This is a genomic window from Streptomyces sp. NPDC058697, assembly GCF_042715345.1.
In the GTDB taxonomy this organism is placed as follows: Bacteria; Actinomycetota; Actinomycetes; order Streptomycetales; family Streptomycetaceae; genus Streptomyces; species Streptomyces liliifuscus.
Map to the genome: position 1 here is coordinate 569,676 of NZ_JBHXSU010000004.1, position 24,182 is coordinate 593,857.

At 71.3% G+C, this 24,182-nt stretch carries 25 protein-coding genes; 11 read left to right on the forward strand and 14 right to left on the reverse strand.

Translation table 11 applies throughout. The annotated features are described in order from the left end of the window. The first annotated feature begins 97 nt into the window (after positions 1 to 97). On the forward strand, positions 98 to 751 hold the full coding sequence (locus tag ACFWXQ_RS13415; RefSeq protein WP_383942536.1) for a DUF305 domain-containing protein: 654 nt from the start codon (positions 98 to 100) through the stop codon (positions 749 to 751). Positions 752 to 802: 51 nt separating this feature from the next. Here the strand turns inward: ACFWXQ_RS13415 and ACFWXQ_RS13420 are convergent, their stop codons facing one another. Then, a complete protein-coding gene (locus tag ACFWXQ_RS13420; RefSeq protein WP_383942533.1) occupies positions 803 to 1,288 on the reverse strand; it encodes a DUF6214 family protein in 486 nt (161 codons plus the stop codon). A 226-nt stretch (positions 1,289 to 1,514) separates the two neighbouring features. On the opposite strand from ACFWXQ_RS13420, the gene ACFWXQ_RS13425 reads away from it, so the two are divergent. Together ACFWXQ_RS13425 and ACFWXQ_RS13430 are read left to right on the forward strand one after the other, a co-directional pair. Beyond that, complete coding sequence (locus ACFWXQ_RS13425; protein ID WP_383942530.1) at positions 1,515 to 2,867, forward strand: FAD-dependent oxidoreductase; 1,353 nt, start codon at positions 1,515 to 1,517, stop codon at positions 2,865 to 2,867. 160 nt (positions 2,868 to 3,027) lie between these two features. Beyond that, positions 3,028 to 4,431: a nucleobase:cation symporter-2 family protein gene (locus ACFWXQ_RS13430; protein ID WP_386268185.1), complete on the forward strand. Its 1,404-nt coding sequence runs from the start codon at positions 3,028 to 3,030 to the stop codon at positions 4,429 to 4,431. On the opposite strand, the gene ACFWXQ_RS13435 is transcribed toward ACFWXQ_RS13430, so the two are convergent. Then, positions 4,351 to 4,707, reverse strand: coding sequence for an ArsR/SmtB family transcription factor (locus ACFWXQ_RS13435; RefSeq protein ID WP_383950885.1), 357 nt, complete (start codon positions 4,705 to 4,707; stop codon positions 4,351 to 4,353). The two genes, ACFWXQ_RS13430 and ACFWXQ_RS13435, sit on opposite strands and share 81 nt — an antisense overlap. A 150-nt stretch (positions 4,708 to 4,857) precedes the next feature. Between ACFWXQ_RS13435 and ACFWXQ_RS13440 the strand changes: the two genes are divergently transcribed. Then, on the forward strand, positions 4,858 to 5,937 hold the full coding sequence (locus tag ACFWXQ_RS13440; RefSeq protein ID WP_383950933.1) for an NADH:flavin oxidoreductase/NADH oxidase: 1,080 nt from the start codon (positions 4,858 to 4,860) through the stop codon (positions 5,935 to 5,937). Between the two features lie 71 nt (positions 5,938 to 6,008). Here the strand turns inward: ACFWXQ_RS13440 and ACFWXQ_RS13445 are convergent, their stop codons facing one another. Further along, positions 6,009 to 6,755, reverse strand: a complete 747-nt coding sequence (locus tag ACFWXQ_RS13445; protein ID WP_383950888.1) for an SDR family oxidoreductase — start codon at positions 6,753 to 6,755, stop codon at positions 6,009 to 6,011. 125 nt (positions 6,756 to 6,880) lie between these two features. Then, positions 6,881 to 7,453, reverse strand: a complete 573-nt coding sequence (locus tag ACFWXQ_RS13450) for a hypothetical protein (RefSeq protein WP_383950891.1) — start codon at positions 7,451 to 7,453, stop codon at positions 6,881 to 6,883. A 201-nt stretch (positions 7,454 to 7,654) separates the two neighbouring features. Here ACFWXQ_RS13450 and ACFWXQ_RS13455 point away from each other — a divergent pair, with 201 nt between their 5' ends. The 4 genes from ACFWXQ_RS13455 (at position 7,655) to ACFWXQ_RS13470 (ending at position 11,633) form a co-directional block, all read left to right on the forward strand. After that, positions 7,655 to 8,740, forward strand: coding sequence for a WD40/YVTN/BNR-like repeat-containing protein (locus ACFWXQ_RS13455; protein WP_383950894.1), 1,086 nt, complete (start codon positions 7,655 to 7,657; stop codon positions 8,738 to 8,740). Positions 8,741 to 8,872: 132 nt separating this feature from the next. Continuing rightward, positions 8,873 to 9,550, forward strand: coding sequence for a uracil-DNA glycosylase (locus ACFWXQ_RS13460; protein WP_383950897.1), 678 nt, complete (start codon positions 8,873 to 8,875; stop codon positions 9,548 to 9,550). Further along, entirely contained in the window at positions 9,547 to 10,554 is a 1,008-nt protein-coding gene (locus tag ACFWXQ_RS13465; RefSeq protein ID WP_383950899.1) for an N-acetylglucosamine kinase, read from the forward strand. Before ACFWXQ_RS13460 ends, ACFWXQ_RS13465 begins: the two co-directional genes overlap by 4 nt. Positions 10,555 to 10,709: 155 nt before the next feature. Next, positions 10,710 to 11,633, forward strand: a complete 924-nt coding sequence (locus tag ACFWXQ_RS13470) for a sirohydrochlorin chelatase (RefSeq protein ID WP_200400138.1) — start codon at positions 10,710 to 10,712, stop codon at positions 11,631 to 11,633. 125 nt (positions 11,634 to 11,758) lie between these two features. Here ACFWXQ_RS13470 and ACFWXQ_RS13475 read toward each other — a convergent pair whose 3' ends face one another. Both ACFWXQ_RS13475 and ACFWXQ_RS13480 read right to left on the reverse strand, forming a co-directional pair. Then, positions 11,759 to 12,802, reverse strand: coding sequence for a lactonase family protein (locus ACFWXQ_RS13475; protein WP_383950902.1), 1,044 nt, complete (start codon positions 12,800 to 12,802; stop codon positions 11,759 to 11,761). Positions 12,803 to 13,155: 353 nt separating this feature from the next. After that, positions 13,156 to 14,664: an FUSC family protein gene (locus ACFWXQ_RS13480; RefSeq protein ID WP_386268208.1), complete on the reverse strand. Its 1,509-nt coding sequence runs from the start codon at positions 14,662 to 14,664 to the stop codon at positions 13,156 to 13,158. 281 nt (positions 14,665 to 14,945) lie between these two features. On the opposite strand from ACFWXQ_RS13480, the gene ACFWXQ_RS13485 reads away from it, so the two are divergent. Together ACFWXQ_RS13485 and ACFWXQ_RS13490 are read left to right on the forward strand one after the other, a co-directional pair. Further along, positions 14,946 to 15,422 (forward strand): Lrp/AsnC family transcriptional regulator, encoded by a 477-nt coding sequence (locus ACFWXQ_RS13485; protein ID WP_383950905.1) that lies wholly within the window; start codon positions 14,946 to 14,948, stop codon positions 15,420 to 15,422. Between the two features lie 81 nt (positions 15,423 to 15,503). Further along, positions 15,504 to 16,199 carry an HAD family hydrolase gene (locus ACFWXQ_RS13490; protein WP_383950908.1) on the forward strand — a complete coding sequence of 232 codons (696 nt, stop codon included), beginning with the start codon at positions 15,504 to 15,506 and terminating at the stop codon, positions 16,197 to 16,199. A gap of 156 nt (positions 16,200 to 16,355) precedes the next feature. Here the strand turns inward: ACFWXQ_RS13490 and ACFWXQ_RS13495 are convergent, their stop codons facing one another. The 8 genes from ACFWXQ_RS13495 to paaA form a co-directional block, all read right to left on the reverse strand. After that, positions 16,356 to 16,925, reverse strand: coding sequence for a TetR/AcrR family transcriptional regulator (locus ACFWXQ_RS13495; RefSeq protein ID WP_383950911.1), 570 nt, complete (start codon positions 16,923 to 16,925; stop codon positions 16,356 to 16,358). A 71-nt stretch (positions 16,926 to 16,996) separates the two neighbouring features. Continuing rightward, a complete protein-coding gene (locus tag ACFWXQ_RS13500) occupies positions 16,997 to 17,698 on the reverse strand; it encodes an SDR family oxidoreductase (RefSeq protein ID WP_383950914.1) in 702 nt (233 codons plus the stop codon). A gap of 178 nt (positions 17,699 to 17,876) precedes the next feature. Then, positions 17,877 to 19,241 (reverse strand): FAD-dependent oxidoreductase, encoded by a 1,365-nt coding sequence (locus ACFWXQ_RS13505; protein ID WP_383950917.1) that lies wholly within the window; start codon positions 19,239 to 19,241, stop codon positions 17,877 to 17,879. A 158-nt stretch (positions 19,242 to 19,399) separates the two neighbouring features. Beyond that, the gene (gene paaE, locus ACFWXQ_RS13510) at positions 19,400 to 20,581 is read right to left on the reverse strand and encodes a 1,2-phenylacetyl-CoA epoxidase subunit PaaE (protein WP_386268189.1); all 1,182 of its coding nucleotides are present in this window, start codon (positions 20,579 to 20,581) and stop codon (positions 19,400 to 19,402) included. Next, the gene (gene paaD / locus ACFWXQ_RS13515; RefSeq protein WP_383950923.1) at positions 20,581 to 21,096 is read right to left on the reverse strand and encodes a 1,2-phenylacetyl-CoA epoxidase subunit PaaD; all 516 of its coding nucleotides are present in this window, start codon (positions 21,094 to 21,096) and stop codon (positions 20,581 to 20,583) included. Before paaD ends, paaE begins: the two co-directional genes overlap by 1 nt. Further along, positions 21,090 to 21,917 carry a 1,2-phenylacetyl-CoA epoxidase subunit PaaC gene (gene paaC, locus ACFWXQ_RS13520; RefSeq protein WP_383950925.1) on the reverse strand — a complete coding sequence of 276 codons (828 nt, stop codon included), beginning with the start codon at positions 21,915 to 21,917 and terminating at the stop codon, positions 21,090 to 21,092. The genes paaD and paaC overlap by 7 nt, the downstream gene beginning before the upstream one ends. A 10-nt stretch (positions 21,918 to 21,927) precedes the next feature. Next, the gene (gene paaB / locus ACFWXQ_RS13525) at positions 21,928 to 22,263 is read right to left on the reverse strand and encodes a 1,2-phenylacetyl-CoA epoxidase subunit PaaB (protein ID WP_383950928.1); all 336 of its coding nucleotides are present in this window, start codon (positions 22,261 to 22,263) and stop codon (positions 21,928 to 21,930) included. Further along, the gene (paaA, locus tag ACFWXQ_RS13530) at positions 22,260 to 23,234 is read right to left on the reverse strand and encodes a 1,2-phenylacetyl-CoA epoxidase subunit PaaA (protein ID WP_383950930.1); all 975 of its coding nucleotides are present in this window, start codon (positions 23,232 to 23,234) and stop codon (positions 22,260 to 22,262) included. The genes paaB and paaA overlap by 4 nt, the downstream gene beginning before the upstream one ends. 208 nt (positions 23,235 to 23,442) lie before the next feature. On the opposite strand from paaA, the gene ACFWXQ_RS13535 reads away from it, so the two are divergent. Continuing rightward, positions 23,443 to 24,114, forward strand: a complete 672-nt coding sequence (locus tag ACFWXQ_RS13535) for a class I SAM-dependent DNA methyltransferase (RefSeq protein WP_384078903.1) — start codon at positions 23,443 to 23,445, stop codon at positions 24,112 to 24,114. Positions 24,115 to 24,182: the final 68 nt, after the last annotated feature.

Consider the following 24,182-nt stretch of genomic DNA (forward strand, 5'->3'; position numbering starts at 1 on the left):
TAATGAATGTTTTTGATCAATCACGTTCAGCAGCGTGCTAAGACGGTCATCAACACTCACGAGGTGTCTGTTGTCCCGGGTGACTCAGGAGGTCGCTGTGCCCTTTGGCCGTAAGTCCCTGTTCCGCGTCGCGATCGCGGCGTCCGCCGTCCTCGCACTCGGGGGCTGCACGGGTTCGGACGACGAGACCCCGTCCAAGTCCGCGGCGGGTACGGGCCCTTCGGTCATCGCCCCCGGCAAGCCGGGCGAGGCCGCCCAGACCCTCTCCGCCGAGGACGCCGCCAAGCACCGGGCCGAGGACGACTCCCCCAACGCCGCCGACCGTGACTACGCGCGCATGATGATCGAGCATCACACGCAGGCGCTGGAGATGACGGAACTCGCCGCGAAGCAGGCCGAGTCGACCCGGGTGAAGGGGCTGGCCGACCGGATCGCGGCCGCTCAGCGACCCGAGATCGACACCATGAAGGCCTGGCTGAAGAAGCACGGCGGTGCCGCGAAGAGCGAGTCCCACGACCACGAGCCGATGCCGGGCATGGCGACCGAGGCGCAGCTGAAGAAGCTGCGGGCAGCGCAGGGCAAGGCGTTCGACGAGCTCTTCCTGAAGCTGATGATCACCCATCACGACGGGGCCGTCACCATGGCCACCGATGTGAAGGCCCAGGGCAACAACCTCCAGATCGAGGAGATGGCCGACGATGTGATCGCCCAGCAGACGGCCGAGATCAGCCGGATGCGCGAGATGTCCTGACGGCACCCGATCGCCCGACCCTCCGATCGCCCGATCGCCCAAACCCTCTGCTCAGCGACGCACGTGACGCGGCGTCAGCAGGCCCGCGTCGCGCGCTCCGGCGATCAGCCTGAGCGCACGCCGGCGACTGTGTCCGGTCGCGGACATCACCGCGAGCACCGGGTCCCGGCCCGCTCCCTGAGCCGCCAGATACTCCCCGGCGACGAAGCGCCGGCCCTCGCTGCCGCGCGGCCGGGCGGGGCGGGCGTGCCGCTTGTCCGAGGACCCTTCGGCGAGCGCGGCACTCACCGGTTCCGCCACTCCCCCGCACGCCTCCAGGAGCGGGCCCTCGATCCAGTCCGGGAGAACCGCCAGGTCGTCGAGCGAGAGCGCCGGCCGGGCCCGTACGTCCTCGACGGAGACGCATCCGTCGCACACCGCGGCGAGCATGTCGATCCGGGCGCCGTCGTCGAAGGACAGCCGGACGTTGCACCACGTCGTGGCGGTGTCGCGCTCCTGCCCGTGCTCCCGCACTTTCCAGGCGGGCCACACGGACACGACACCGTCCGGCGCATATCGATCAAAAAGATTAAGAAAGGATGCTTCCAGCACATACGCAACGTAACCGCATGATCACATTCACTGCGAATAGGCACGCGTACGTTCCCGGCAGGGCACCCCCGTCGGCGCAGCACCGTGCGCCGCCCCTCCCCGGGCGCGCGATGCGGTGCGATGCTGGAAGCACCAGCGATCTCCTCGTTCTCCTCGGGGAAGGGGCTCAGCCGTGCTGCAGGTCGCCGTCGTAGGCTCGGGACCGAGTGGGGTGTACACCGCGCAGGGTCTCGTCCAGCAGGGCCAGGTGCCGGACGTCAGGGTGGACGTCCTGGACCGGCTGCCGTGCCCGTACGGCCTGGTGCGCTACGGCGTGGCACCCGACCACGAGAAGATCAAGTCCCTGCAGAACAATCTGCGTACGGTCCTGGAGCACGAGCGGGTGCGGTTCCTCGGCGGTGTCCGGGTCGGCCCGGACGGGCTGTCGGCCGCCCGGCTGCGGGAGCTTTACCACGCGGTCGTGTACTGCGTGGGCGCCGCCACCGACCGGCATCTCGGGGTGCCCGGCGAGGAGCTGCCCGGCAGTTGGTCGGCGACCGAGTTCGTGTCCTGGTACAGCGCGCATCCGGACTCCCTGTCCGACGGTTTCGTGGTCGGCGCGCGGGCGGCGGTTGTCATCGGCGTCGGCAACGTGGCGGTGGACGTGACCCGGATGCTGGCCCGCGGCGCCGCGGAGCTGAGCCCCACCGACCTGCCCCAGGCGGCGCTCGCCGCACTGGCCGCCAGCCCGGTGCGGGAGATCCAGATGGTGGGGCGGCGCGGCCCTTCGCAGGCCCGCTTCACCACCAAGGAACTGCGCGAACTGGGCGGCCTGCCGGACACCGAAGTGGTCGTGGATCCCGCCGAGTTGGCGCTCGACCCGGCGTACGCCGACCCCTCCGGACTGCCCGCCGCCCAGCGCCGCAACGTCGAGGTGCTGCGCGGCTGGGCCGAACACCCGCACCCTTCCGGCACCCGCCGGATCCGTCTCCGCTTCTTCCTCCGTCCGGTCGAACTCCTCCCGGACGCAGGACGCGTGGGCGCCGTCCGCTTCGAACGGACACTCCCGGACGGCCTGGGCGGCGTGACGGGGACGGGCCAATTCGAGGACATCGAGGCCCAGTTGGTCCTGCGCTCGGTCGGCTACCGTGGAGTGCCCCTGGAGGGCCTCCCCTTCGACGCGGGCCTCGGCACCGTCCCCCACCTCGCGGGCCGCGTCCTCCGCGACGGATCGGTCTCCCCCGGCGAGTACGTGGCCGGCTGGATCAAACGCGGCCCCACAGGCGTCATCGGCACCAACCGCCCCTGCGCGAAGGAAACGGTGACATCACTTCTGGAGGACGCGCCAACACTCGCGCGTCGCGATGTACTGCCCGACCCGCTGGCCGCCCTCAGGGCGGAGGGCCTGCACCCGGTCGAATGGGAGGGCTGGCAGGCAATCGAACGGGCGGAGGCGGAACTGGGCACCTCCCTGGGCAGGCACGTGGTCAAACTCCCCGACTGGCAGTCACTACTGGAAGCAGCCCAGGCACAGGGCGCCCCGTAAGGGGCGCGGGGAACTGCGCGACCAGCCACACACAACCCGCGGATAGCCACGTACCTCTCCGGGCATGACACCTGGCGGCAACAGACCAGAAATCAACAAACTGTTCAACCCGCTTACGGTCTCAGGCAGTCCCCACCTCCCCGCCGCTCCTGGAGTGCCCATGGCAACCCCACCCCCCACCCCCGCACGTCAAGTGCACCCCGTGGACGAGGTCCCACCCGTCCGCCACCTCGCCGCCTTCGGCCTGCAGCACGTCCTCGCGATGTACGCGGGCGCGGTCGCGGTCCCCCTGATCGTCGGCAGCGCGATGAAGCTGTCGCCGGCGGACATGGCGTACCTGATCACGGCAGACCTGCTGCTGTGCGGCATCGCAACGCTCATTCAGTGCGTCGGGTTCTGGCGCTTCGGCGTGCGGCTCCCGATCATGCAGGGCTGCACCTTCGCGGCCGTGTCGCCGATGGTGCTGATCGGTACGGGCGGCGGCGGACTGCCCGCGATCTACGGGTCGGTGATCGTCGCCGGGCTGGCGATCATCCTGCTGGCGCCGGTCTTCGGGAAGCTGCTGCGCTTCTTCCCGCCGCTCGTCACGGGCACGGTGATCCTGATCATCGGGCTCTCGCTGCTGCCGGTGGCGGGCAACTGGGCGGCCGGCGGGGTGGGTTCACCGGACTTCGGCGAACCGAAGAACCTCGCGCTCGCGGCCTTCGTCCTCGCGGCGGTGCTCGCCGTGCAGCGGTTCGCACCGGTCTTCCTGAGCCGGATCGCGGTGCTGCTCGGCATCGCGGTGGGGCTCGCGGTCGCCGTGCCGTTCGGCTTCACGGACTTCGACGGGGTCGGGAGCGCGGACTGGCTCGGCATCAGCACTCCGTTCCACTTCGGCGCCCCCACGTTCGAGGCGTCGGCGATCGCTTCGATGCTGGTCGTGGCGTTGGTGACGATGACCGAGACGACCGGTGACTTCATCGCGGTCGGCGAGATGACCGACCGGAAGATCGAGCCCCGCTCGCTCGCCGACGGCCTGCGCGCGGACGGCCTGTCCACAGTCCTCGGCGGTGTCTTCAACACGTTCCCGTACACGGCGTACGCGCAGAACGTCGGTCTCGTCGGCATGACAAGGGTTCGCAGCCGCTGGGTCGTCGCCACCGCCGGCGGCATCCTCGTCCTGCTCGGCCTGCTGCCCAAGCTCGGCGCGGTGGTCGCGGCCATACCGGCTCCGGTGCTGGGCGGCGCGGGCCTGGTCATGTTCGGCACGGTCGCCGCGAGCGGGCTGCGGACGCTGGCGCAGGTCGACTTCAAGGGCAACAACAACCTGACGGTGGTGGCCGTTTCGGTCGCCGTGGGCATGCTGCCGGTCGGGGTGCCGACGGTGTACGCGAAGTTCCCCGACTGGTTCCAGACGGTCATGAACAGCGGTATCAGCGCGGGCTGTCTGACCGCGATCGTGCTGAACCTGCTCTTCAACCACCTTCCCTCGAAGGGAAGTTCAGCTGCCCCCGAGGCGGACGGCCTGGCGAGCGGCGGCGGCGAGGACACTGTCGAGAAGCCCCGGGAAGAGGTCGTCTAGGTCCTCGCGCCGCAGCCCGTTCATCTTGGCGGTGCCCCGGTAGATCTGCCGGATCACACCCGCCTCGCGCAGCACCCGGAAGTGGTGCGTGGTCGTGGACTTGGTGACGGGCAGATCGAAGTGCGAACAGGAGAGCTCGTCGCCATCGGCGGCGAGCTCTCGCACGACCAGCAGCCGCATCGGATCGGAGAGCGCGTGCAGCACGGCCTCCAGCCGGATCTCCGTGCGCCCGGGGTGCGGAAGGTCGCGGCTGCTGGTGGGGGCGGCGGTCGTCACGGCGGCTCCAGTCCGTCGGGGCCGGAGATCTGGGGTCCTGGGTCTCCGGAGAACTTCATTGTACGAGAGGTCTCGTAGTTTGACATCCGCCGTACTACGATGCCTATCGTACGAGTCGTCATCCGGCCCCGTCACGAATTGGAGTCCGCCGTGAGCGCGCTCTTCGAGCCCTACACCCTGCGCGATCTGACCGTCCCGAACCGGGTCTGGATGGCGCCCATGTGCCAGTACTCGGCCGCGCCGGAGGGCCCCGGGACGGGCGCTCCCAACGACTGGCACTTCGCGCACTACGCGGCGCGGGCCGCCGGCGGGACCGGCCTGATCATCGTCGAGGCGACCGCGGTCAGCCCCGAGGGGCGGATCTCGCCATACGACCTGGGCATCTGGAACGACACCCAGGTCGAGGCGTTCCGGCGGATCACGCGGTTCCTGGTGTCCCAGGGCACGGTTCCGGCGATCCAGCTCGGGCACGGCGGCCGCAAGGCCTCGACCGACCGTCCCTGGAAGGGCGGCGCGCCGGTCGGCCCGGACGCGTACGGCTGGCAGCCGCTCGGGCCGAGCCCGGTCGCCTTCGACGAGAACCACCCCGTGCCGACCGAGCTGACCGTGGACGGCATCAAGGAGGTCGTCGGTCAGTTCGCCGACGCCGCGCGGCGGGCGCTGGACGCGGGCTTCGAGATCGCCGAGATCCACGGCGCGCACGGCTACCTGATCGGTGAGTTCCTCTCCCCGCACTCCAACCGGCGCACGGACGCGTACGGCGGCTCGTACGAGAACCGTGTGCGCTTCGCCCTCGAAGTCGTGGACGCCGTGCGCGAGGTGTGGCCGGACGACAAGCCGCTGTTCTTCCGCGTCTCGGCCACCGACTGGCTGGAGGAGAACGGCTGGACGGCCGACGACACGGTCCGCTTCGCCGCCGAACTCACCGCCCACGGCGTGGACCTGCTCGACGTCTCCACGGGCGGCAACGCGTCCGGCGTACGCATCCCCGTCGGGCCCGGCTACCAGGTGCCCTTCGCCGCACGCGTCAAGGGCGAGACGTCGATGGCCGTCGCAGCCGTCGGTCTCATCACCGATGTCGAGCAGGCCGAGAAGATCGTCGCCAACGGTGAGGCGGACGCCGTTCTGCTCGGCCGCGAGCTGCTGCGCAACCCCTCGTGGGCCCGGCACGCGGCCCGCGAACTCGGGGGCGCCGCGCACGTGCCGGACCAGTACCACCGTTCGGTCTGAACAGGTCCCGCCCGAGGCGGGACCTGTCTCTGACGCGACCTGCCTGTGGCTCGGCCTGCCTGTGACGCGGCCTACTTCTGGCGGTCGAGCCATTCCGTGAAGCTGGTCCCGGCGAGGTGGGCGTCGGGGCCGGGCAGCAGTTCGCGCCCCCGGACGTGCGCGCCGAAGTAGCCGACGGACTCGTCGGTGACGACCTCGCGCGGGTCCTTCTCGGCCGCCAGGCCCGTGCGGACGAACCCGTCGAGGTGGAGCTCCTCGGGGCCCGCCACCTCGGTGGTGCCGTTCAGCGGAGCCGCCTCGGCGGCGAGGGCGACCGCCGCGACCACGTCGTCGGACGCGAGCGGCTGGAGGAGCGAGGAGGGCAGCCGGACCGTGCCGCCCTCGGTGGATCCGGCCGCGATGCCCTTCACGAACTCGAAGAACTGGGTGGCGCGGACGATCGTGTACGGGATCCCGGAGCCCTTGATCAGCTCCTCCTGGGCGACCTTGGCACGCAGATAGCCCGAGTCGGGCAGCCGTTCGCTCCCCACGACCGACAGCGCGACGTGGTGTCCCACACCTGCGGCGGCCTCGGCCGCGACGAGATTGCCCGTGGATGTACGGAAGAACTCCAGCACCGCGCTGTCCTCGAAGGACGGCGAGTTGGACACGTCGACGACGACGGAGGCGCCCTTGAGCGCGTCGTCGAGACCCTCACCCGTGATGCTGTTGACGCCGGTGTTCGGGGAGGCGGGCAGAACCTCGTGGCCGTCCGCCCTGAGCCTTTCCACCAGCTTCGACCCGATGAGCCCAGTGCCGCCGATGACTACGATCTTCATGGTGCAACCCTTCCGGTTCGGTCCGACGGAATCGGACCTGCTGACCATGCAGACCGGACAGGGTCCGGGTCTGTGACAGCCCGGCTCCCCTCCTGACGCCGCCCGGCTCGCTGGATGCCCCCCCCTCAGCCGGTCTTCCATCCCCACTGGGGGCCGACCCGCTCCCACTCCACGTCCCACTGGTCCATCCGCCGCCGCTCCAGGCGCCGGCGGACCATCCGACCGCCTGCGAAGGGCACGGCCGAGGCGCTCACTCCGATCAGGATGCCGATCATCGCCGCCCGCAGACCGGCCTGGGCCTCCGTCGCGGGCCTGGTGACGAGGAGGCCGTCGGGGTCGGTCCACACGGTGACCGGGGTGCCGGCCGTACTGCCGGGTTCGACCCGGGTCTGGCCCTCGTGGGCCGAACCGTCGGGCGCGGTCCAGCGGACCTTGGCCCACACCCGCTCCGCACCGGCCGCCCTGGTGCCGGGCGCCCGCTCGGTGAGCAGTGCGGGTACGGGCCGCCACTCGACGCGCTCCCTGGCGAGGGTGCGGTCGACCGACTGCGCGGCCGCCAGACCCGCGACCACCCCGGCGAGCAGGACGAGCAGCCAGGTGGCGAGCACGGTCCAGGCCTCCAGCCGGTCGCTGCGGCGCCGCAGCGGATTGGGCCACCATCGCCACAGCAACGCCCTCGGACCTCGTAACGCCGCCATCGCGGGCCCTCCTCATCACCGGCACACCGACGCCCTCCCATACGAACGCCGCCGCCCTGTTGCTCACGAGACGTACCCCACATCGCAGGCACCGCCGAAGAAACGTTCTGACCTGGGCAAATGTCGCGCCCAGGGGTGACTGTCAGTGCTGGGGTGCAAACTGGCCGATATCTGAGACAACGACGTCCGGAGGTGGCCGGCATGGCCGAGGTACTGCTCACGGTAGGCACACGCAAGGGACTGTTCGTCGGGCGGCGGCGCGGCGGCGCCTGGGAGTTCGACGACAGTCCGTACTTCAACGCCCAGGCGGTCTATTCGGTCGCGATCGACACCCGTGGTGATGTACCGCGGCTCCTCGTCGGCGGCGACAGCGCGCACTGGGGCCCGTCCGTCTTCCACTCGGACGACCTCGGCCGCACCTGGACCGAACCGGCCAAGGCCGCCGTCAAGTTCCCCCAGGACACGGGTGCTTCGCTGGAGCGCGTATGGCAGCTGCACCCGGCGGCGGCCGAACCGGACGTGGTGTACGCGGGCACGGAACCGGCGGCGCTGTACCGCTCGACGGACCGCGGCGAGTCCTTCGAGCTCGTCCGTCCCCTCTGGGAGCACCCGACCCGCTCGAAGTGGGTGCCCGGCGGTGGCGGAGAGGGCCTGCACACCGTCCTCACCGACGCGCGCGACCCGCGCGCGGTGACGGTCGCCGTCTCCACGGCCGGCGTCTTCCGCACGAAGGACGGCGGGGAGAGCTGGGAGCCGTCCAACTCCGGTGTCTCGGCGGTGTTCCTGCCGGATCAGAACCCGGAGTTCGGCCAGTGCGTGCACAAGATCGCACAGGACCCGACGACCCCTGACCGCCTCTATCTGCAGAACCACTGGGGTGTCTATCGCAGCGACGACGCCGGGGCCCACTGGACGGACATCGGCGAGGGCCTGCCGTCCACGTTCGGCTTCGCCGCGGCCGCCCATCCGCATCGCGGTGACACCGCCTACGTCTTCCCCATCAACGCCGACGCGGACCGCGTCCCCGCGGACCACCGATGTCGTGTCTTCCGCACGGCGGACGCGGGCAACACCTGGGAGCCTCTGTCGGCGGGGCTGCCGCAGGAGGACCACTACGGCACGGTGCTGCGCGACGCCATGTGCACGGACGACGCGGACCCGGCGGGCGTGTACTTCGGCAATCGCAACGGCGAGGTGTTCGCGTCGGCGGACGACGGCGACAGCTGGCAGCAGCTGGCGTCCCATCTGCCGGACGTCCTCTGCGTACGGGCCGCGGTGATCGATTGAGCCCCCGGACCGAGCCGGGCCGCGCCACCGTCCCGGGCCCCAACACCCGCCGCTGTCACCGCACATACCACCCCGGGCCGTGCGGCGGCCACCGGTTGATCAACCATGCGCGTACGGCAGTAGGGTGACGCCGTGGCACCACGACCGTTGAATGAAATCGTCGAACAGGGCTGGGCGAAAGCGCTTGAACCCGTGGCCGGGCGGATCGCCGGGATGGGGGACTTCCTGCGCGCGGAGATCGCCGCGGGACGCACCTATCTACCGGCGGGCCCGAACGTGCTCCGCGCCTTCCAGCAACCCTTCGACGACGTCCGGGTCCTCATCGTCGGCCAGGACCCCTATCCGACCCCGGGGCACGCGGTGGGGCTGTCGTTCTCGGTCGCGCCCGAGGTGCGTCCGCTGCCCGGCAGCCTCATCAACATCTACCGGGAGCTGACCACCGACCTGGGCCTGCCCCCGCCGACGAACGGCGATCTGACCCCCTGGACCCAGCAGGGCGTGCTGCTGCTCAACAAGGCGCTGACCACGGCCCCGCGCAAGCCGGCCGCCCACCGCGGCAAGGGCTGGGAAGAGGTCACCGAGCAGGCGATACGGGCACTGGCCGCGCGAGGGCGTCCGCTGGTGTCGATCCTGTGGGGGCGCGACGCCCGCAACCTCCGGCCCCTTCTGGGCGATCTGCCGTCGGTGGAGTCCTCACACCCGTCACCGATGTCGGCGGACCGCGGCTTCTTCGGTTCGCGTCCGTTCAGCCGGGCCAACGACCTGCTGACCCGCCAGGGCGGCACCCCTGTGGACTGGCGGCTGCCGTGACCCGTCCCGGCGCGGCGTCGGGGAGGTCGGAGGCGTCGGGCGTACTGGCGGTGGACTCCGGAGGTTCGGGGCTGCGTATCGTCCTGGCCGTCGACGGCGGCCGGGTCACGGCTCCGCTGACCTCCAGGGAGCCGGTGCGCACCGGCCCTCGGGGTATCGACGCCGGGCATCTCCTCGAACAACTGGTGCCGATGGCACGGCGGTTGGCGGCCGAGGCCGGGGTCGAAAAGCTCCGGGCGATCGCGGTCGGCGCCGCCGGTCTCACCACCCTCGGCGATTCGCTGCGCGCCGATCTGCCGTCGGCGCTGGCCCGCGAACTCGGCGTACGCAGGCTCGCGCTGGTCGCCGACGCCGTCACCGCGTACACGGGTGCGCTGGGGCAGCGGGTGGGCGCGGTCGTCGCGGCCGGCACGGGGATGATCGCGATCGGCACGGACCTGAAGAGCTGGCGCAGGGCGGACGGCTGGGGCCATCTGCTCGGCGACTGCGGCAGCGGCGCGTGGATCGGGCGGGCCGGACTGGAAGCGGCGCTGCGCGCCGACGACGGGCGGCCCGGCGGCTCGGCAGCGCTCCTCACCCGCGCCGAGGAGATGTTCGGCTCGGCCTCGGCACTGCCCAGGCAGCTCTACCCGCGCCCGGACCGCCCCGCCGTGCTGGCGTCCTTCGCACCCGAGGTGGCCGCCTGCGCCGGCGAGGACCCGGTGGCGGCGGACATCCTGGCCGCCGCCGCCCGGCACATCGCCGATTCGGCGGCAGCGGTGTGCCCGGACGAGGCTCCGGGAGAAATCCACGTCGCCCTCACGGGTGGTCTCTTCAAGCTGGGCGCCCCCCTCCTCGAACCGTTGCGGACCGCCCTCGCGGAGCGGCTGCCGTACGCCCTGCAGGTCCCGGCGGCGGGCGACCCGCTCGACGGTGCCGTACGTATCGCCGTCGACGTGGCCGACGACCGGCTGACGCTGCCGCGCGACGAGAGCATGCTGTACGTCGTGACGGACGCCTCGTAGCGCCCGGACTACCGTCGGTCGACGTACTCCCCTTGATCCATGGACAGCCAGTGAGATCAATCCGTACGTAACTCATCAGACAAAACCGGACGGATACCGCTCACCTGCACCCTCCCCGAACAGGGGAGCCCAGGAAACCAGTAACATTCGGCGCCATGAGCTCCCCCACTGGGCCCGCGTCCGGCCTGCCAGTACGAATGCCGCGACCCCGCCAGCCCGGCCGGCACCGCCGACCGGAACCGTTGGCGGCTCCCGAGGGCGCGCCCGCGCTCGTCCTCGCGGTGCCGGGCATGCCCAGCGCCGCCACCCGCAGCCTCGCCGAGGAGGTCGTGAGCATCGCGCGCTCCGAGCTTCCCGGCCTCGACGGGCGGATCGGGTACCTCGACGGGGACGACTCGGAGTTCCCCACGCTCCAGTCCGTGCTCGCGCACGCCTCCGAGGAGCGCATCGCGCGCTTCGAGCAGGCCCGTGCCGCCGGTGTGGACGTGGTGGAGCCCGACGGCCCGGTCGCCGTGGTCGTGCCGCTGCTCGCGGGCCCGGACGGCGCGCTGCTGCGCCGCGTCCGCCAGGCGGTCATGGACAGCCGCGTGGCGGCCGAGCTGACCGATGTGCTCGGCCCGCACCCGCTGCTCGCCGAGGGGCTGCACGTGCGGCTGTCCGAGGCGGGTCTGGCCCGCGCCGACCGCGCCCGGCTCTTCACCGTGGCGACGGCCGCGGACGGCATCATCCTGGCGTCCGTGGGCGGCGACGAGGCCGTGCAGGCGGCCGGGATCACCGGCATGCTGCTCGCCGCGCGGCTCGCCGTGCCCGTGATGGCGGCGGCGCTCGACGTGGACGGCGCGATCGCGGCCACCGCCGAGCAGCTGCGCTCCTCGGGCTCGCAGCAGCTGGCGCTCGCCCCGTACCTGATCGGTCCCGAGCTCGACGCGGGTCTGCTCGACGCCGCCGCGAAGGAGGCGGGCTGCTCCGCCGCCGAGGCGCTGGGCCCGTACCCGGCGATCGGCAAGCTCGCGCTCGCGAAGTACACCTCGGCGCTGGGCATCGCGCCCCCGCAGCCGCAGGGCGCCCCGGTCCGCTGACGCGGACGGCAGTCGCACAGCACGAATCCCGAAGGGCCCGCTCCGTTGTCCGGAGCCGGGCCCTTCGGGGTTCCGGCGTTCTTCCCACAGGTGCAGCTGCGCCGGCGGCCTTCCCCGCGGGCGTCCTAGTCGAGCACCACACAGGACGCCGCGGGTGCCCTGACCGAGCCGCCCCGCTTCGGCACGCCCGTGTCCTGGTCCACCTCGAACCATGTGACGTGTCCCGAGCGCTCGTTGGCCACGTACAGGAAGCGGCCGGTCGGGTCGAGGGCGAGGGCCCGTGGCCAGGTGCCTCCACAGGGCACTGTGGTGACCAGGCGGGGCCCTTCGCCGGGCGGGCCGGGCACGAGCACGGAGAGGACGTCCTGGCCGCGCGTGGCGGTCCACAGGAAGCGGCCGTCGGGCGACACGACGATGCCGGACGGATAGGCGTCCCCGTCGGGGAGGCCGGGCAGCACGGACGTCTCACCGACCGGCCTGAGGGCTCCCTCGACGGGATCCCAGTGGCAGGCCGTGACGGTCGGCGCGAGCTCGTTGAGGACGTACGCGCGCTCGCCGTCCGGGTGGAACGCCAGGTGGCGGGGCCCCGAGCCGGGCCGCAGCGCGAACTCGCGGTGCAGGAAGAGCGCCCCGTCCCGCAGCGCGCACACGCGTACCGAGTCGGTTCCGAGGTCGACGCTCACGGCCCACCGGCGGCTCGGGTCGGGCTGCACGTGGTGGGCGTGCGGGCCCTGCTGGCGCTGGCCGTGGGGACCCGATCCCTTGTGCCGCAGCACTCCGGAGGCGGTGGCGAGGCTGCCGTCGTGGCGGATCGGCACGGCGCTGACGCTGCCGGAGCCGTAGTTGGCCGTCAGGACGTGCCCGTCGAAGAGGCTCAGGTGGGTGGGTCCGCTGCCGCCGACCGGCACCAGCGGGCCGGCCAGGGACGGCTCGTCACCCTTCAGCCGGTACGCGGCGATCGCGCCGTCGGCCGTCTCGCTCACCGCGTAGAGCCTGTCCCCCGCGGGTGACAGGGCGAGATACGAGGGGTCGGCGACGCTGTTCACGGCGCCCAGCAGCGTCAGGGCGCCGCTCTCCTCGTCCACGGCCGCGGTGAGGACACCGAGGCCCCCTGCCGCCGTGAAGGAGCCGATGTAGGCCCGTCGCCGCCGTCCGTCGCCGTCCGCCACTGCCGTCCCCTCTCGGTACCCAAGCCGTTCGGGGCGACGGTAGCAGTCAATGGCCTAGACCAGACGGGAGGCCTCGGCCAGACGGGAGGCCTGGACCAGACGTGAGGCCTCGGCCGTCGGTCGGTCCGGTCCCGTCGCCGGTGAGGCGTTGGCCGGTTCCGCGTGCGGGGCATCGCACGCAGGGTGCGCCTCGGGCGGCCGCGCCCGCGGACCGCTCCCGCGCGGTCCGCGGACTCCGTGCGGCTGATTGCCGCGGGGTTACCCGTCCGACGGCCTGATCCACCCTCTACGTGGCCGCTGAAACTGCCTCATTCATGGGCAAGATGTCCAACTGCCGTGCATGCGGTGGGAGTTCAGGCGCTCACGGGCGACGAGCCGCGCAGGGGCGTGGCCAGCGCGGCGAGGGCCCGTTCCAGGCCATGGAGGTGGAGCAGCGCCTGCTCGGTCCCGGCGTGGTGGACCCGGGCCGCGGAGTGGTGGCCCGGCGCGCCCGCGGTCGTCGTCACGGCGCGTTCCGGTACCGCCCCGACCAGGACCTCCACCGCCGCCTCGACACGCCCGCAGGCGGCCGTCAAGCGTACGTCGTACGAGGCGTCCGGGTCGGCGGCGACGGCCGCGAGACCACGTGTCTCCCGGGCGCAGTCATCGAGGAGAGCGAGCACCTGACGGGCCCGGGCCTTGCGGGCCCGCATCGGGTTGAGGGGGTGCACGAGCGGCGCGAGGGCGAACCGGACCCTGCCGAGCATCGCCTCCAGCTCCGCCGCCTGCGGCGCGGGGTCGGCGTCGGGGTCACCGGCGAGGCGTCGGGCCGCCGCCGAGGTGCACCCGTGCACGGCACGCACGGCCTGGCCCACCCAGCGGTCGGTGACCGCGTGCGTGGTGACGGGCAGGATCAGCGCGACGGCGAGCGCGGCACCGAGCGCCCCGGCGGCGGTCTCCGCGAGCCGCAGCCCCAGCAGGCCCGGGTGCAGCACACCCAGCAGCCCGTAGAGCAGACCGGCCATGACGGTGACGAAGAACATCATCCAGCTGTACGAGAGAGCCGCGGTGTAGAAGATCCCCCAGACGCAGACCGCCACGATCGCCGCGGTGGGTGCGGGGGCGCCGTCCAGCGGTACGGCGATCAGCAGGCCGGCCACGATGCCGGTGACCGTGCCGAGGACGCGCCGGAAGCCGCGTACGAGGGTCTCGCCGCGCGAGGACGTGTTGACGAAGATCCACCAGGCGGTGCCGACGGCCCAGTACCAGCGCTCGTGCGAGAGGACCTGGCCCGCGGCGATCGCGAACGCGCAGGCCGCCGTCGCCTGGAAGGCCTGGCGGGTGGTCGGCCGGGAGAGCCCGCGGCCGGCCGGCGCGACGGGCGCGACCGGCGGAGCGGTGCGCCGCTCGATGCACCACACGCCGAAACGCACCACCGAGGACGCGGCCAGCGCCAGCGCCATCGCGGCGTACAACTGCGGGAGTTGGCCGGGCACGGCGTGCAGGAACTGCGTGATGAAGAAGGTCATGAACGCGAAGATGCCGAGCGCGTGGCCGCGGGGCCCCCAGCGTCGGGCGTATACCCCGCAGAAGATCACGACGAGCCAGATCGCGTCGCGCACGGTCGGCACCGTGTGCAGCGTGGCCGCGAGGGCGAGCACGGGGAAGCCGACGACGGGCAGCAGGGCGGTGGTGACCGCCTGGCCCCGCACGGTCGGGTCGCCGACCGTGAACAGCGCGAGGAGCGCGGCGAGCCCGCCCGTGATCGAGGCGGGCAACGAGAGTCCGGCCAGCTCCGACGCGGCCACCGCGAGACCGATGCCGAGCACCGCCCGCAGCGAGATCCGCAGCCGTGCCAGGCCCGGATCCGGAGCCATGAACATCTTCTTCACCGTCGGCAGCCCGCCCCCACTTCGTGTCGACCCCACCGTCAGGACGCGCCTTGTTCAGGGCGGGCCTTCAGGACATGGCAATGGCGCCGCGGGTCCGGATCCGGCTTCCTTGCCGGTCCGGCTCTTCGCGGCGCCATGAACGGCGCGTGTTCACGCCAGGAATACCCCCAAGGTAAGCGGTTCGGAGGCAGTGGCTCAACAGGCTCCTGATCGACTGGGCCATTGGTACAGTCGGGAACGATCAGTCAAGACCACAGGGAGACCAACGGACCATGGCCGTGGACGAGCTCGACACCCGCATCCTGCGGCTGCTCATGGAGCAGCCGCGCACCAGCGTGCGCGAGTACGCGCGCGTCCTCGGCGTCGCCCGCGGCACCCTGCAGGCGCGGCTCGACCGGCTTGAGCGGGACGGCGTCATCACCGGTACGGGTCCCTCGCTCTCCCCCGCCGCGCTCGGGCACCCGGTGCTCGCGTTCGTGCACATCGAGGTCACCCAGGGGCATCTCGACGACGTGGGGGACGCGTTGGCTGCCGTGCCGGAGATCATCGAGGCGTTCTCGATCACCGGCGGCGGGGATCTGCTGACGCGGGTCGTCGCGCGGGACAACGGCCATCTGGAGGACGTGATCCAGGCGCTGATCAGCCTGCCGGGCGTCGTCCGCACCCGGACCGAGGTGGCGCTGCGCGAGCGGGTGCCGCAGCGGATGCTGCCGTTGGTGGAGTCGATCGGGCGTACGGCCCGGGGGTGACCGGTGCGTACGGCCCGGGGTGACCGGTGCGTACGGACCTGGGTTGATCGTCGGGATTCGGGACCCGGCATCCTGGATTCCATGAGCAATATCGGCAGCACTTCGGTCATCTTCGATCTCGACGGAACGCTCGTGGACAGCGAGCCGAACTACTACGAAGCGGGGCGGCAGACGCTCGCCGGGCAGGGCGTCACGGACTTCACCTGGGCGGACCACGAGCGGTACGTCGGCATCAGCACGCAGGAGACGATCGCGCTCTGGAAAGAGCGGTACGGCCTGGACGCGCCGCTCGACGTGCTCCTCGCGGACAAGAACCGGCGCTATCTGGAGCTGGCCCGCGCGTCCACCCCGGTCTACCCGGAGATGCGGAAGTTCGTGGAGCTGCTGGCCGGGGACGGTGTGCCGATGGCCGTGGCCTCGGGGTCCTCTCGCCAGGCCATCGAGGCGATCCTGGCGGGCACGGGGCTGTCCGCGTATCTGCGGACGGTCGTCTCGGCGGAGGAGGTCGCCTCCGGCAAGCCCGCTCCGGATGTCTTCCTGGAGGCGGCTCGTCGGCTCGGGGCGGTTCCTGGGGACTGCGTGGTCCTTGAGGATGCCGTGCCTGGGGCTGCCGCGGCGCATGCGGCCGGGATGCGGTGCATCGCCGTCCCGTATGTCGCGGGGCAGGCCGATGATCCGGCGTTCGCCACGGTGGGGTTGTTGGTGCGGGGTGGGCAGGGTGAGTTCACGGCTCTGGCCGCGTATGAGTGGCTGCGACGGTTGGGCGGGGAGGGGTAGGTGGGTTGTCGGCTGCGGGTTCGCTGTGGCTTGTCGCGCAGTTCCTCGCGCCCCTGGGGGGCCGGGGGGGGTCCTGCATGTGCGGGTTGGCTGTGGCTGAGCGCGCAGTTCCCCGCGCCCCTGCGGGCGCGCCCCCGGAGGGCGCGAGCCCTCCCTCTATGCGACGCCTGCCGCGTCCAGCAGGGCCGTTGCTGTTGTTGTGGTCAGGCCGGTCAGGGTTTCTGCCTTTGCGCCGGCGCGGGCGCTTGCTCCGTCGAAGACGAGGGTGAGCTGGCGGGCGAGGAGCTGGGGGTCGCGGGCGCCGCCGCGCTCGGCCTCGACGCGGAAGGCCTCGGTCAGGGCGCCCTTGACCCGCAGGGCCACGACGCTCGCCGGATGCTCGGGGTTCTTCAGCTCGACCAGGGCGGACAGGAACGGGCAGCCGCAGTAGTCGTCCTTCGTCGAGGCCTGCTCCAGCAGCTCGAAGATGTGCAGGATCCGGGCACGGGGCGGCCGGGTGTCGTCGGCGCCGATGTCCAGCTGCCGCGCGTACTCCGGCGCACGCCGCTCCAGGCTCGCCGCGAGCACCTCGTCCTTGCTGGCGTAGAGCTGGTACATCGAGCGCTTGGACACCCCGGCGGCCCGGCACAGCGCCTCGACGCCGATGGAGACGCCGTCGCGGTAGAAGAGCTCCATGGCCGCGTCGAGCAGCCGGTCCCTCGTGGATGTCTTGTCCGTACTGGCCATGAGCGGAGGGTACCTCCGTCCGGTGTTGGCCCCAAAACCGATCGGTCTACTGCTGACGCGGCCGCTGGAGGCTAGGCGACGAGCTGCGGATACAGCACCGAGATGTCCGCGGACAGCCCCGACTTCACCTGGCGGGACAGGTCGTCGGCCAGGACCTCGAACGCTCCGCTCTCGATGCCGTCGAGCGCCTGGGCGGCCACATCCTCGGGCGAGGACTTGGGGGCGTCGATCTTCGCCGCCATGTCCGTGTCGACGTATCCGACGTGGAGCCCGGTGACGCCGATCCCGCGCGGCTTGAGGTCGAGCCGCAGGGAGTTGGTCTGGGACCAGACCGCGGCCTTGGACGCGCTGTACGAGCCGGCGAGGCCGATCCACGACAGCACGGAGTGGACGTTCAGGATGTGGCCGCCGCCGTTGCGCTCGATGACCGGGACGAACGCCCGCGCGGTGAGCAGCGGTCCGTAGAAGTTCGTCTCGAAGTCCCGGCGCACGTCCTCGACCGGAGCCTCCAGGAAGGACGCGTTCACGGCGACCCCGGCGTTGTTGATCAGGATGGTGACGTCACCGGCCTGCTCGGCCGCCGCCGCGACGGACGCGGGGTCGGTGACCTCCAGCGCCAGCGGGACCGCCCGGGGATGCGTGACCGTCCGCGGATCACGGGCCGTGGCGTACACCTTCTTCGCACCCCGCTCGAAAAGCCCTTCCACCAGCGCCTTGCCGATCCCCCTGCTGCCGCCGGTCACCAGGACGACGGAACCCTCGATAGCGGTCATGTCACTCTCCGAACTCAGCACGCGAACACTTGGAAACCGATCGGTTTCCCTTCATTGGGAAGCGTAAACCGATCGGTTTCACAAAGCAAGGCGGCCGAACCGCGGGCGAACGCGTGTGGGGCCCCGTCATAGCGACGGGGCCCCACATGGCCGTTGAATCGGTGGCGGTCGGTCGGTGTTACGCGCCGCTCGCCCTGAGCATGTCCTCGCGCTCGACGAGCTTCACGCGCTCGCGGCCCTGGGGCTCGCCCAGCGCCTTCTCCGCGGCGTCCAGGCGATACCAGCCGTCCCACGTGGTGAAGCGGACGTTCCGCTCGGCGAGGAAGGCGTCCACGGCCTCGGGACCAGGCGAAACAGGCGTGTGCAAACGGCCGTTGGCGTGGTCGTCCAGCAGGCTGGCGACCGTCTCGTTGGCGTCGCCCTTGGTGTGGCCGATCAGACCGACGGGTCCGCGCCTGATCCAGCCGGTGACGTACGCCGACTGCAGGTGCTCGCCGGTCTCCTCCATCACGCGGCCGGCCTTGTCCGGGACAGTGCCCGTCTCCATGTCCCAGGGCAGCTTGGGCAGCTTGTCGGAGAGGTAGCCGACGGCCCGGTACACCGCGCCGAGGTCCCAGTCCTTGAACTCGCCGGTGCCCTTGACGTTGCCCGTGCCGTCGAGAGTGGTGCGCTCGGTGCGCAGGCCGACGACCCTGCCGTCCTCGCCGAGGATCTCGGTCGGCGACTCGAAGAAGTGCAGGAACAGCTTGTGCGGCCGGTCGCCGACGTCGCGGATGGCCCAGTTCTCCAGGGTCTTGGCGACCATGTCGGCCTGCTTGTTGCCCCGCCGGGTGGCGATCGAGCCGTCGTCGTAGTCGATGTCCTCGGGGTCGACGATGACCTCGATGTTCGGGGAGTGGTCCAGCTCCCGCAGCTCCATCGGGCTGAACTTCGCCTGCGCCGGGCCACGGCGGCCGAACACGTGGACCTCAAGGGCCTTGTTGGCCTTGATGCCGTCGTACACGTTCGCCGGGATCTCGGTCGGCAGCAGTTCGTCGGCGGTCTTGGCGAGGATCCGCGCCACGTCGAGCGCGACGTTGCCGACACCGAGGACGGCGACCTTCTCCGCGTCGAGCGGCCAGGTCCGCGGCACGTCCGGGTGCCCGTCGTACCAGGAGACGAAGTCGGCCGCGCCGTACGAGCCGTCGAGGTCGACGCCGGGTATGTCGAGGGCCCGGTCGGCCGTGGCGCCCGTGGAGAAGATCACCGCGTCGTAGAAGGCACGCAGGTCGTCCAGGTTGATGTCGCCCGGGTAGTCGACGTTGCCGAAGAGGCGGATCTGCGGCTTGTCGAGCACCTGGTGCAGGGCGTTGATGATGCCCTTGATGCGCGGGTGGTCGGGGGCGACGCCGTAGCGGATCAGGCCGAACGGGGCCGGCATCCGCTCGAAGAGGTCGATGGACACGCCGGGCTCGACGGCCACTGCGGACTTCAACAGCGCGTCGGCGGCGTAGATCCCGGCGGGGCCGGCTCCGACTATGGCTACCCGCAGGGGGCGAGACATGTTCAGGTTCCCTTCGAGCGATGATCGATCAGGAGTACTCACCCGGAGCCTAAACTAAGGCATGCCTAAGTCAGTAGTCGGGCCCGATCTATGACCCCATAAGGCTGCTTTATGGGGTCCGCGCGCATGAAGGGGAAGGAATCGGCTCCCGTGCCGGATCAGCTGTCGTAGTCGACCGTCAGCGTCTCCGACACCGGGTACGACTGGCACGTAAGGACATACCCCGCGTCCACCTCGTCGGCTTCGAGGGCGAAGTTGCGGCGCATGTCGGCCTTGCCGTCGGTGACCAGCGCCCGGCAGGTGCCGCAGACGCCGCCCTTGCAGGCGAACGGGAGGTCGGGGCGGGTCTTCTGGGCGCCGTCGAGAACGCTCCGGTCCCGGGCGAGGGCGGCGGTGGTGGAGCGCCCGTCGAGGGTGATGGTCACCTGGCTGACGGCCCCCTCGGCGGCGGCCTCCTCGTGGCGCACTTCCCGTACGGGCTCGTCGTCGGCGTAGAACAGTTCCTGGTGGACGCGGTCGCCGGGCACCCCGAGACCGGCGAGGACCTCCTGGGCGTCACGGACCATGCCGTGCGGGCCGCACAGCCACCAGTGGTCGGCCCCCTTCACGTCGACCAGGGCGTCGACGAGCGCGGCGAGCCGCTCGGCGTCGAGGCGGCCCGAGAGCACCTCGGCCTCCCGGGGCTCGCGCGACAGCACATGGGCGAGCTGGAAACGGGCCGGGTACAGGTCCTTCAGGTCCGCCAGCTCGTCGGCGAACATCACGGTGCCGGTGCGCCGGTTGCCGTAGAAGAGGGTGACCGTGGAGCGGGAGTCCGCGGCCAGCACGGACTCGGCGATGGACACCATGGGCGTGATGCCGGAGCCCGCCGCGATCAGCACGTGATGGCCGGGCGTGGTGAGGTCGGGCGTGAAGAAGCCGGTGGGGGCCATGACCTCGACGGTGTCGCCGGGGCGTACGTCCTGCACGAGCCACGCCGAGAACAGACCGCCCGGCACCACCCGCACCCCGATGCGCGGCACCGAACCGGCCGGAGAGCAGATGGAGTACGAGCGCCGCTCGTCCCGTCCGTCGATCTCGCGCCGCAGCGTGAGCGACTGCCCGGGCGCGAAGGCGAACTCCTCGGCCAGCTCCTCCGGGATCTCGAAGCCGACGGCCGCCGCGTCCTCGCACAACGGCTGTACGGAGGCGACGCGCAGGGTGTGGAAGGCCGGGCGTCGGGTGCGGACACGCGGGCGCACCGCCGGGCCGGAAGCGGTCGCGGTAGCAGGACCGGAAGCGGTGGCCGGCGCCAGCGCCTCCTTCAGGCCTCGCACCGGCTCTTCCCTCAGGCCTTCCATCAGATCTCCTTGACGTACTCGAACGGCTCGCGGCAGGCGAGGCAGCGCCACAGCGCCTTGCAGGACGTGGCGGCGAAACGCGAGGTCTCCTCGGTGTCCGCCGAACCACAGCGCGGGCACGCCACCGTCCGCCGGACGGGCGACAGCACGAGCGGAACGGGACCGGCCGCGTGGCGGGGTGCGGCTCCGGGCGGCGCGATGCCGTGCTCGGCGAGTTTGCGACGGCCCTCCGGGGTGATCCAGTCACTCGTCCACGGCGGGTCCAGGACCGTACGGATCTCCACGCGTGCGTATCCCGCGCCGCGCAGCCGTGCCGCCACGTCCGCGCGCATCTCGGCCATCGCCGGGCAGCCGGAGTAGGTCGGCGTCAGACTCGCGACGACGGTCCCGTCCGCGGTCATCTCGACGGCGCGCAGGACGCCGAGGTCGGCCAGGGTCAGCATGGGCAGCTCGGGGTCCGGCACCTGCTCGGCGATGTGCCGGGCGTGCCGCACGTCCGTCAGTACGGTCACCATGTCGCCCCCGGGTGTGCACGGGCCACGCTCTGCAACTCGGCCAGCAGCGGCGCGAGATGCTCGGTGCGCTCCCCACCGCGCCCGGCACCCGGCAGCGGCCGGTACACCGGCATGGGCAGCCCGGCCGCCTCGGTGACCTGCCGCAGCACGGCGACCACCTCGTCCCGCACGTCGTACGCCGTGAACAACTCGCCGAGGTAGGGGGCCACCTGCTCCATCGCCGTACGAGTCCGGCGGCGCGACTCCTCCGTACCGTCACCGAGGCGCACCGCCCACTCGGCCGCGTACTGCCGGTGGTACGTCAGCTCCTTGACGCCCTTGGCGGCGATGGCCGAGAGGACGGGGTCGGGGTGCGACGAGAGCTGCTCGAAGTGCGCGAGGCGCCAGCTGGACAGGACCAGCAGCCGCACGATCGAGAACGCGAAGTCCCCGACCGGGAGTTCGGCCAGCCGGACGTTCCTGAAGTCCGCCGCGTCCCGGAAGTAGGCGTACGCGTCCTCGTCGCGCCCGGTGCCGTCGACCTGTCCGGCGCGTGCGTAGAGCAGGCGGGCCTGGCCGAGGAGGTCGAGGCCGATGTTGGCCAGCGCGACCTCCTCCTCCAGCTCGGGCGCGCGGGTGGTCCACTCGGCCAGCCGCTGCGCGGAGACCAGCGCGTCGTCCGCGAGAGCCACGCAGTCGGCGGCCAGCCGGCCCGCGTCGACGCCCTCGGGCACGGCGGTGTCCACGCCGTGCAGGGGGTCCTCGAAGCCGGTGCCGTACGCCCAGCGGGAGTCGTCCTCGTGTCCCTCGGCGAGGGTCATGTAGACGTGGTCGTCACTCATGCCCTGCTCCTCAGATGTGCGGGACGTCGTCGGGGATGTCGTAGAACGTCGGGTGGCGGTAGACCTTGTCTGCGCTGGGCGCGAAGAAGGGGTCCTTCTCGTCTCGGGTGGACGCGGCGATGTGCTCCGAGCGCACCACCCAGATCGAGACGCCCTCGTTGCGCCGGGTGTACAGGTCGCGGGCGTGGGTGAGCGCCATGGCGTCGTCGGCCGCGTGCAGCGAGCCCACATGGACGTGGTTCAGCCCGCGCTTGCCGCGCACGAACACCTCGTACAGCGGCCAGTCGCCCTTGCCGGTGCCCTGGGTGCCGGTCCCCTGGGAGGTGCCCGGGGTGGTGTCGCTCATGCCGTCGCTCCTTCGCGCGCGCGTGCCGCCTGCTTGGCCGCGTGGGCCGTGGCCGCCTCCCGCACCCAGGCGCCGTCCTCATGGGCGCTGCGGCGTCGTTCCACCCGCTCGGCGTTGCACGGCCCGCCGCCGGAGATGACGCGCTTCAGCTCCTCCCAGTCGGGGGTGCCGAAGTCGTGGCTGCCGCGCTCCTCGTTCCAGCGCAGCTCCGGGTCCGGCAGCGTGACGCCGAGCTTCTCGGCCTGCGGGACCGTCATGTCGACGAACCGCTGACGAAGCTCGTCGTTGCTGTGCCGCTTGATCTTCCAGGCCATCGACGCCGCCGAGTTGGGCGAGTCGCCGTCGGGCGGGCCGAACATCATCAGCGACGGCCACCACCAGCGGTCCACCGAGTCCTGGACCATTGCCTGCTGGGCCTCGGTACCGCGCATCATCGTCATCAACAGCTCGTAGCCCTGCCGCTGATGGAACGACTCCTCCTTGCAGATCCGCACCATCGCGCGCGCGTAGGGCCCGTACGAACTCCTGCACAGCGGAACCTGGTTGCAGATTGCCGCGCCGTCCACGAACCAGCCGATGACGCCGACGTCGGCGAAGGTCGGCGTGGGGTAGTTGAAGATCGACGAGTACTTCTGGCGCCCCTCGATCAGCCGCTCGGTCAGGTCCGCGCGGTCGGCGCCCAGGGTCTCCGCCGCCGAGTACAGATACAGCCCGTGCCCGGCCTCGTCCTGGACCTTCGCGAACAGGATGGCCTTGCGGCGCAGCGAGGGCGCACGCGTGATCCACTCGCCCTCCGGCTGCATGCCGATGATCTCCGAGTGCGCGTGCTGCGCGATCTGCCGCACCAGCGTCCTGCGGTAGCCGTCCGGCATCCAGTCGCGCGGCTCGACCCGCTGGTCCCGCGCGATCGTCGTGTCGAACTGCTGCTGCAACTCCTGGAGCGGCACCTCGGTGGAGTGTGTCGTGGTCATCGATACCAGCTTCCCAACCGACCATTCGTTCGGTATCAGTGTGACGTGTTTCCGCCGACCGGGCAAGACCCCGGCACGATCAGGGGCGGCGCGGGTCACGGGCGGCGCGGCTCGCGGCCCGTGAACACCTGGATTCACCCGCGACCGCCGATCATGCGATTGTGGAATAATTCAATTTGAGCTACGAAAGGCCACTTTCGTGACCAAGATGAGCAATGGCGCTGACTACGAGAGCATTCGGTTTGACCGCAGCGGTCAGGCCGAAGCCTTTGACGCCATCGGCGACCGCTACGACGAGGCTTTCCCCCACAAGGAGGGCCAGCTTTCCGCCGGGGAATGGCTGATCGACTCGCTGTCGGCGGGTTCGCGTGTGCTGGACCTCGGCTGCGGTACGGGAGTGCCGACCACGCGCCAGATGACGGACGCCGGCTTCGAGGTGGTGGGCGTCGACCTGTCGCGCAGGATGGTGCAGCTCGCCAGGGAGTACGTTCCGGCGGCGACGTTCCACCAGCTGGACATCGCCGACCTGCGCCCCGGCGGCCCGCACGACCTCGGCCGCTTCGACGCCGTCGCGGCCTTCTTCTCCTTGCTGATGCTGCCCCGCGTGGAGATTCCCCTCGCGCTGCAGACGGTCCGCCACCTGCTGGTTCCCGGAGGTCTCTTCGTCCTCTCGATGGTCGAGGCCGATGTGGACAACTACGCGATCCCGTTCCTCGGAAACACGATCCGGGTTTCCGGCTACGTACTGGAAGACCTGCACAAGGTCATCGAGGACGGCGGCTTCGAGATCGTCAAGGAGGCCTCCTACACCTACGCCCCGGCAGTCGCCGACGTCCCGCCCGAGGAACAGGTCTTCCTCTGCTGCCGACGGCACGACTGAACAGGCACGACCCTTCACCGCGGACCGCGGCCCATCGACGGGACGAAACGCGTGACGGAGCACCCCAC

Excerpts from the sequence above, each read along its gene's own strand:
- paaC (WP_383950925.1), bottom strand. The coding sequence starts at position 21,917 with ATGAGTGACGACCACGTCTACATGACCCTCGCCGAGGGACACGAGGAC.
- ACFWXQ_RS13445 (WP_383950888.1), bottom strand. The coding sequence starts at position 6,755 with ATGAAGATCGTAGTCATCGGCGGCACTGGGCTCATCGGGTCGAAGCTG.
- ACFWXQ_RS13430 (WP_386268185.1), top strand. The coding sequence starts at position 3,028 with ATGGCAACCCCACCCCCCACCCCCGCACGTCAAGTGCACCCCGTGGAC.
- paaE (WP_386268189.1), bottom strand. The coding sequence starts at position 20,581 with ATGGAAGGCCTGAGGGAAGAGCCGGTGCGAGGCCTGAAGGAGGCGCTG.
- ACFWXQ_RS13495 (WP_383950911.1), bottom strand. The coding sequence starts at position 16,925 with ATGGCCAGTACGGACAAGACATCCACGAGGGACCGGCTGCTCGACGCG.
- ACFWXQ_RS13450 (WP_383950891.1), bottom strand. The coding sequence starts at position 7,453 with ATGGCGGCGTTACGAGGTCCGAGGGCGTTGCTGTGGCGATGGTGGCCC.
- ACFWXQ_RS13455 (WP_383950894.1), top strand. The coding sequence starts at position 7,655 with ATGGCCGAGGTACTGCTCACGGTAGGCACACGCAAGGGACTGTTCGTC.
- ACFWXQ_RS13490 (WP_383950908.1), top strand. The coding sequence starts at position 15,504 with ATGAGCAATATCGGCAGCACTTCGGTCATCTTCGATCTCGACGGAACG.
- ACFWXQ_RS13480 (WP_386268208.1), bottom strand. The coding sequence starts at position 14,664 with ATGTTCATGGCTCCGGATCCGGGCCTGGCACGGCTGCGGATCTCGCTG.
- paaB (WP_383950928.1), bottom strand. The coding sequence starts at position 22,263 with ATGAGCGACACCACCCCGGGCACCTCCCAGGGGACCGGCACCCAGGGC.
- ACFWXQ_RS13535 (WP_384078903.1), top strand. The coding sequence starts at position 23,443 with ATGAGCAATGGCGCTGACTACGAGAGCATTCGGTTTGACCGCAGCGGT.
- ACFWXQ_RS13505 (WP_383950917.1), bottom strand. The coding sequence starts at position 19,241 with ATGTCTCGCCCCCTGCGGGTAGCCATAGTCGGAGCCGGCCCCGCCGGG.
- ACFWXQ_RS13470 (WP_200400138.1), top strand. The coding sequence starts at position 10,710 with ATGAGCTCCCCCACTGGGCCCGCGTCCGGCCTGCCAGTACGAATGCCG.
- paaD (WP_383950923.1), bottom strand. The coding sequence starts at position 21,096 with ATGGTGACCGTACTGACGGACGTGCGGCACGCCCGGCACATCGCCGAG.
- ACFWXQ_RS13500 (WP_383950914.1), bottom strand. The coding sequence starts at position 17,698 with ATGACCGCTATCGAGGGTTCCGTCGTCCTGGTGACCGGCGGCAGCAGG.
- paaA (WP_383950930.1), bottom strand. The coding sequence starts at position 23,234 with ATGACCACGACACACTCCACCGAGGTGCCGCTCCAGGAGTTGCAGCAG.
- ACFWXQ_RS13485 (WP_383950905.1), top strand. The coding sequence starts at position 14,946 with ATGGCCGTGGACGAGCTCGACACCCGCATCCTGCGGCTGCTCATGGAG.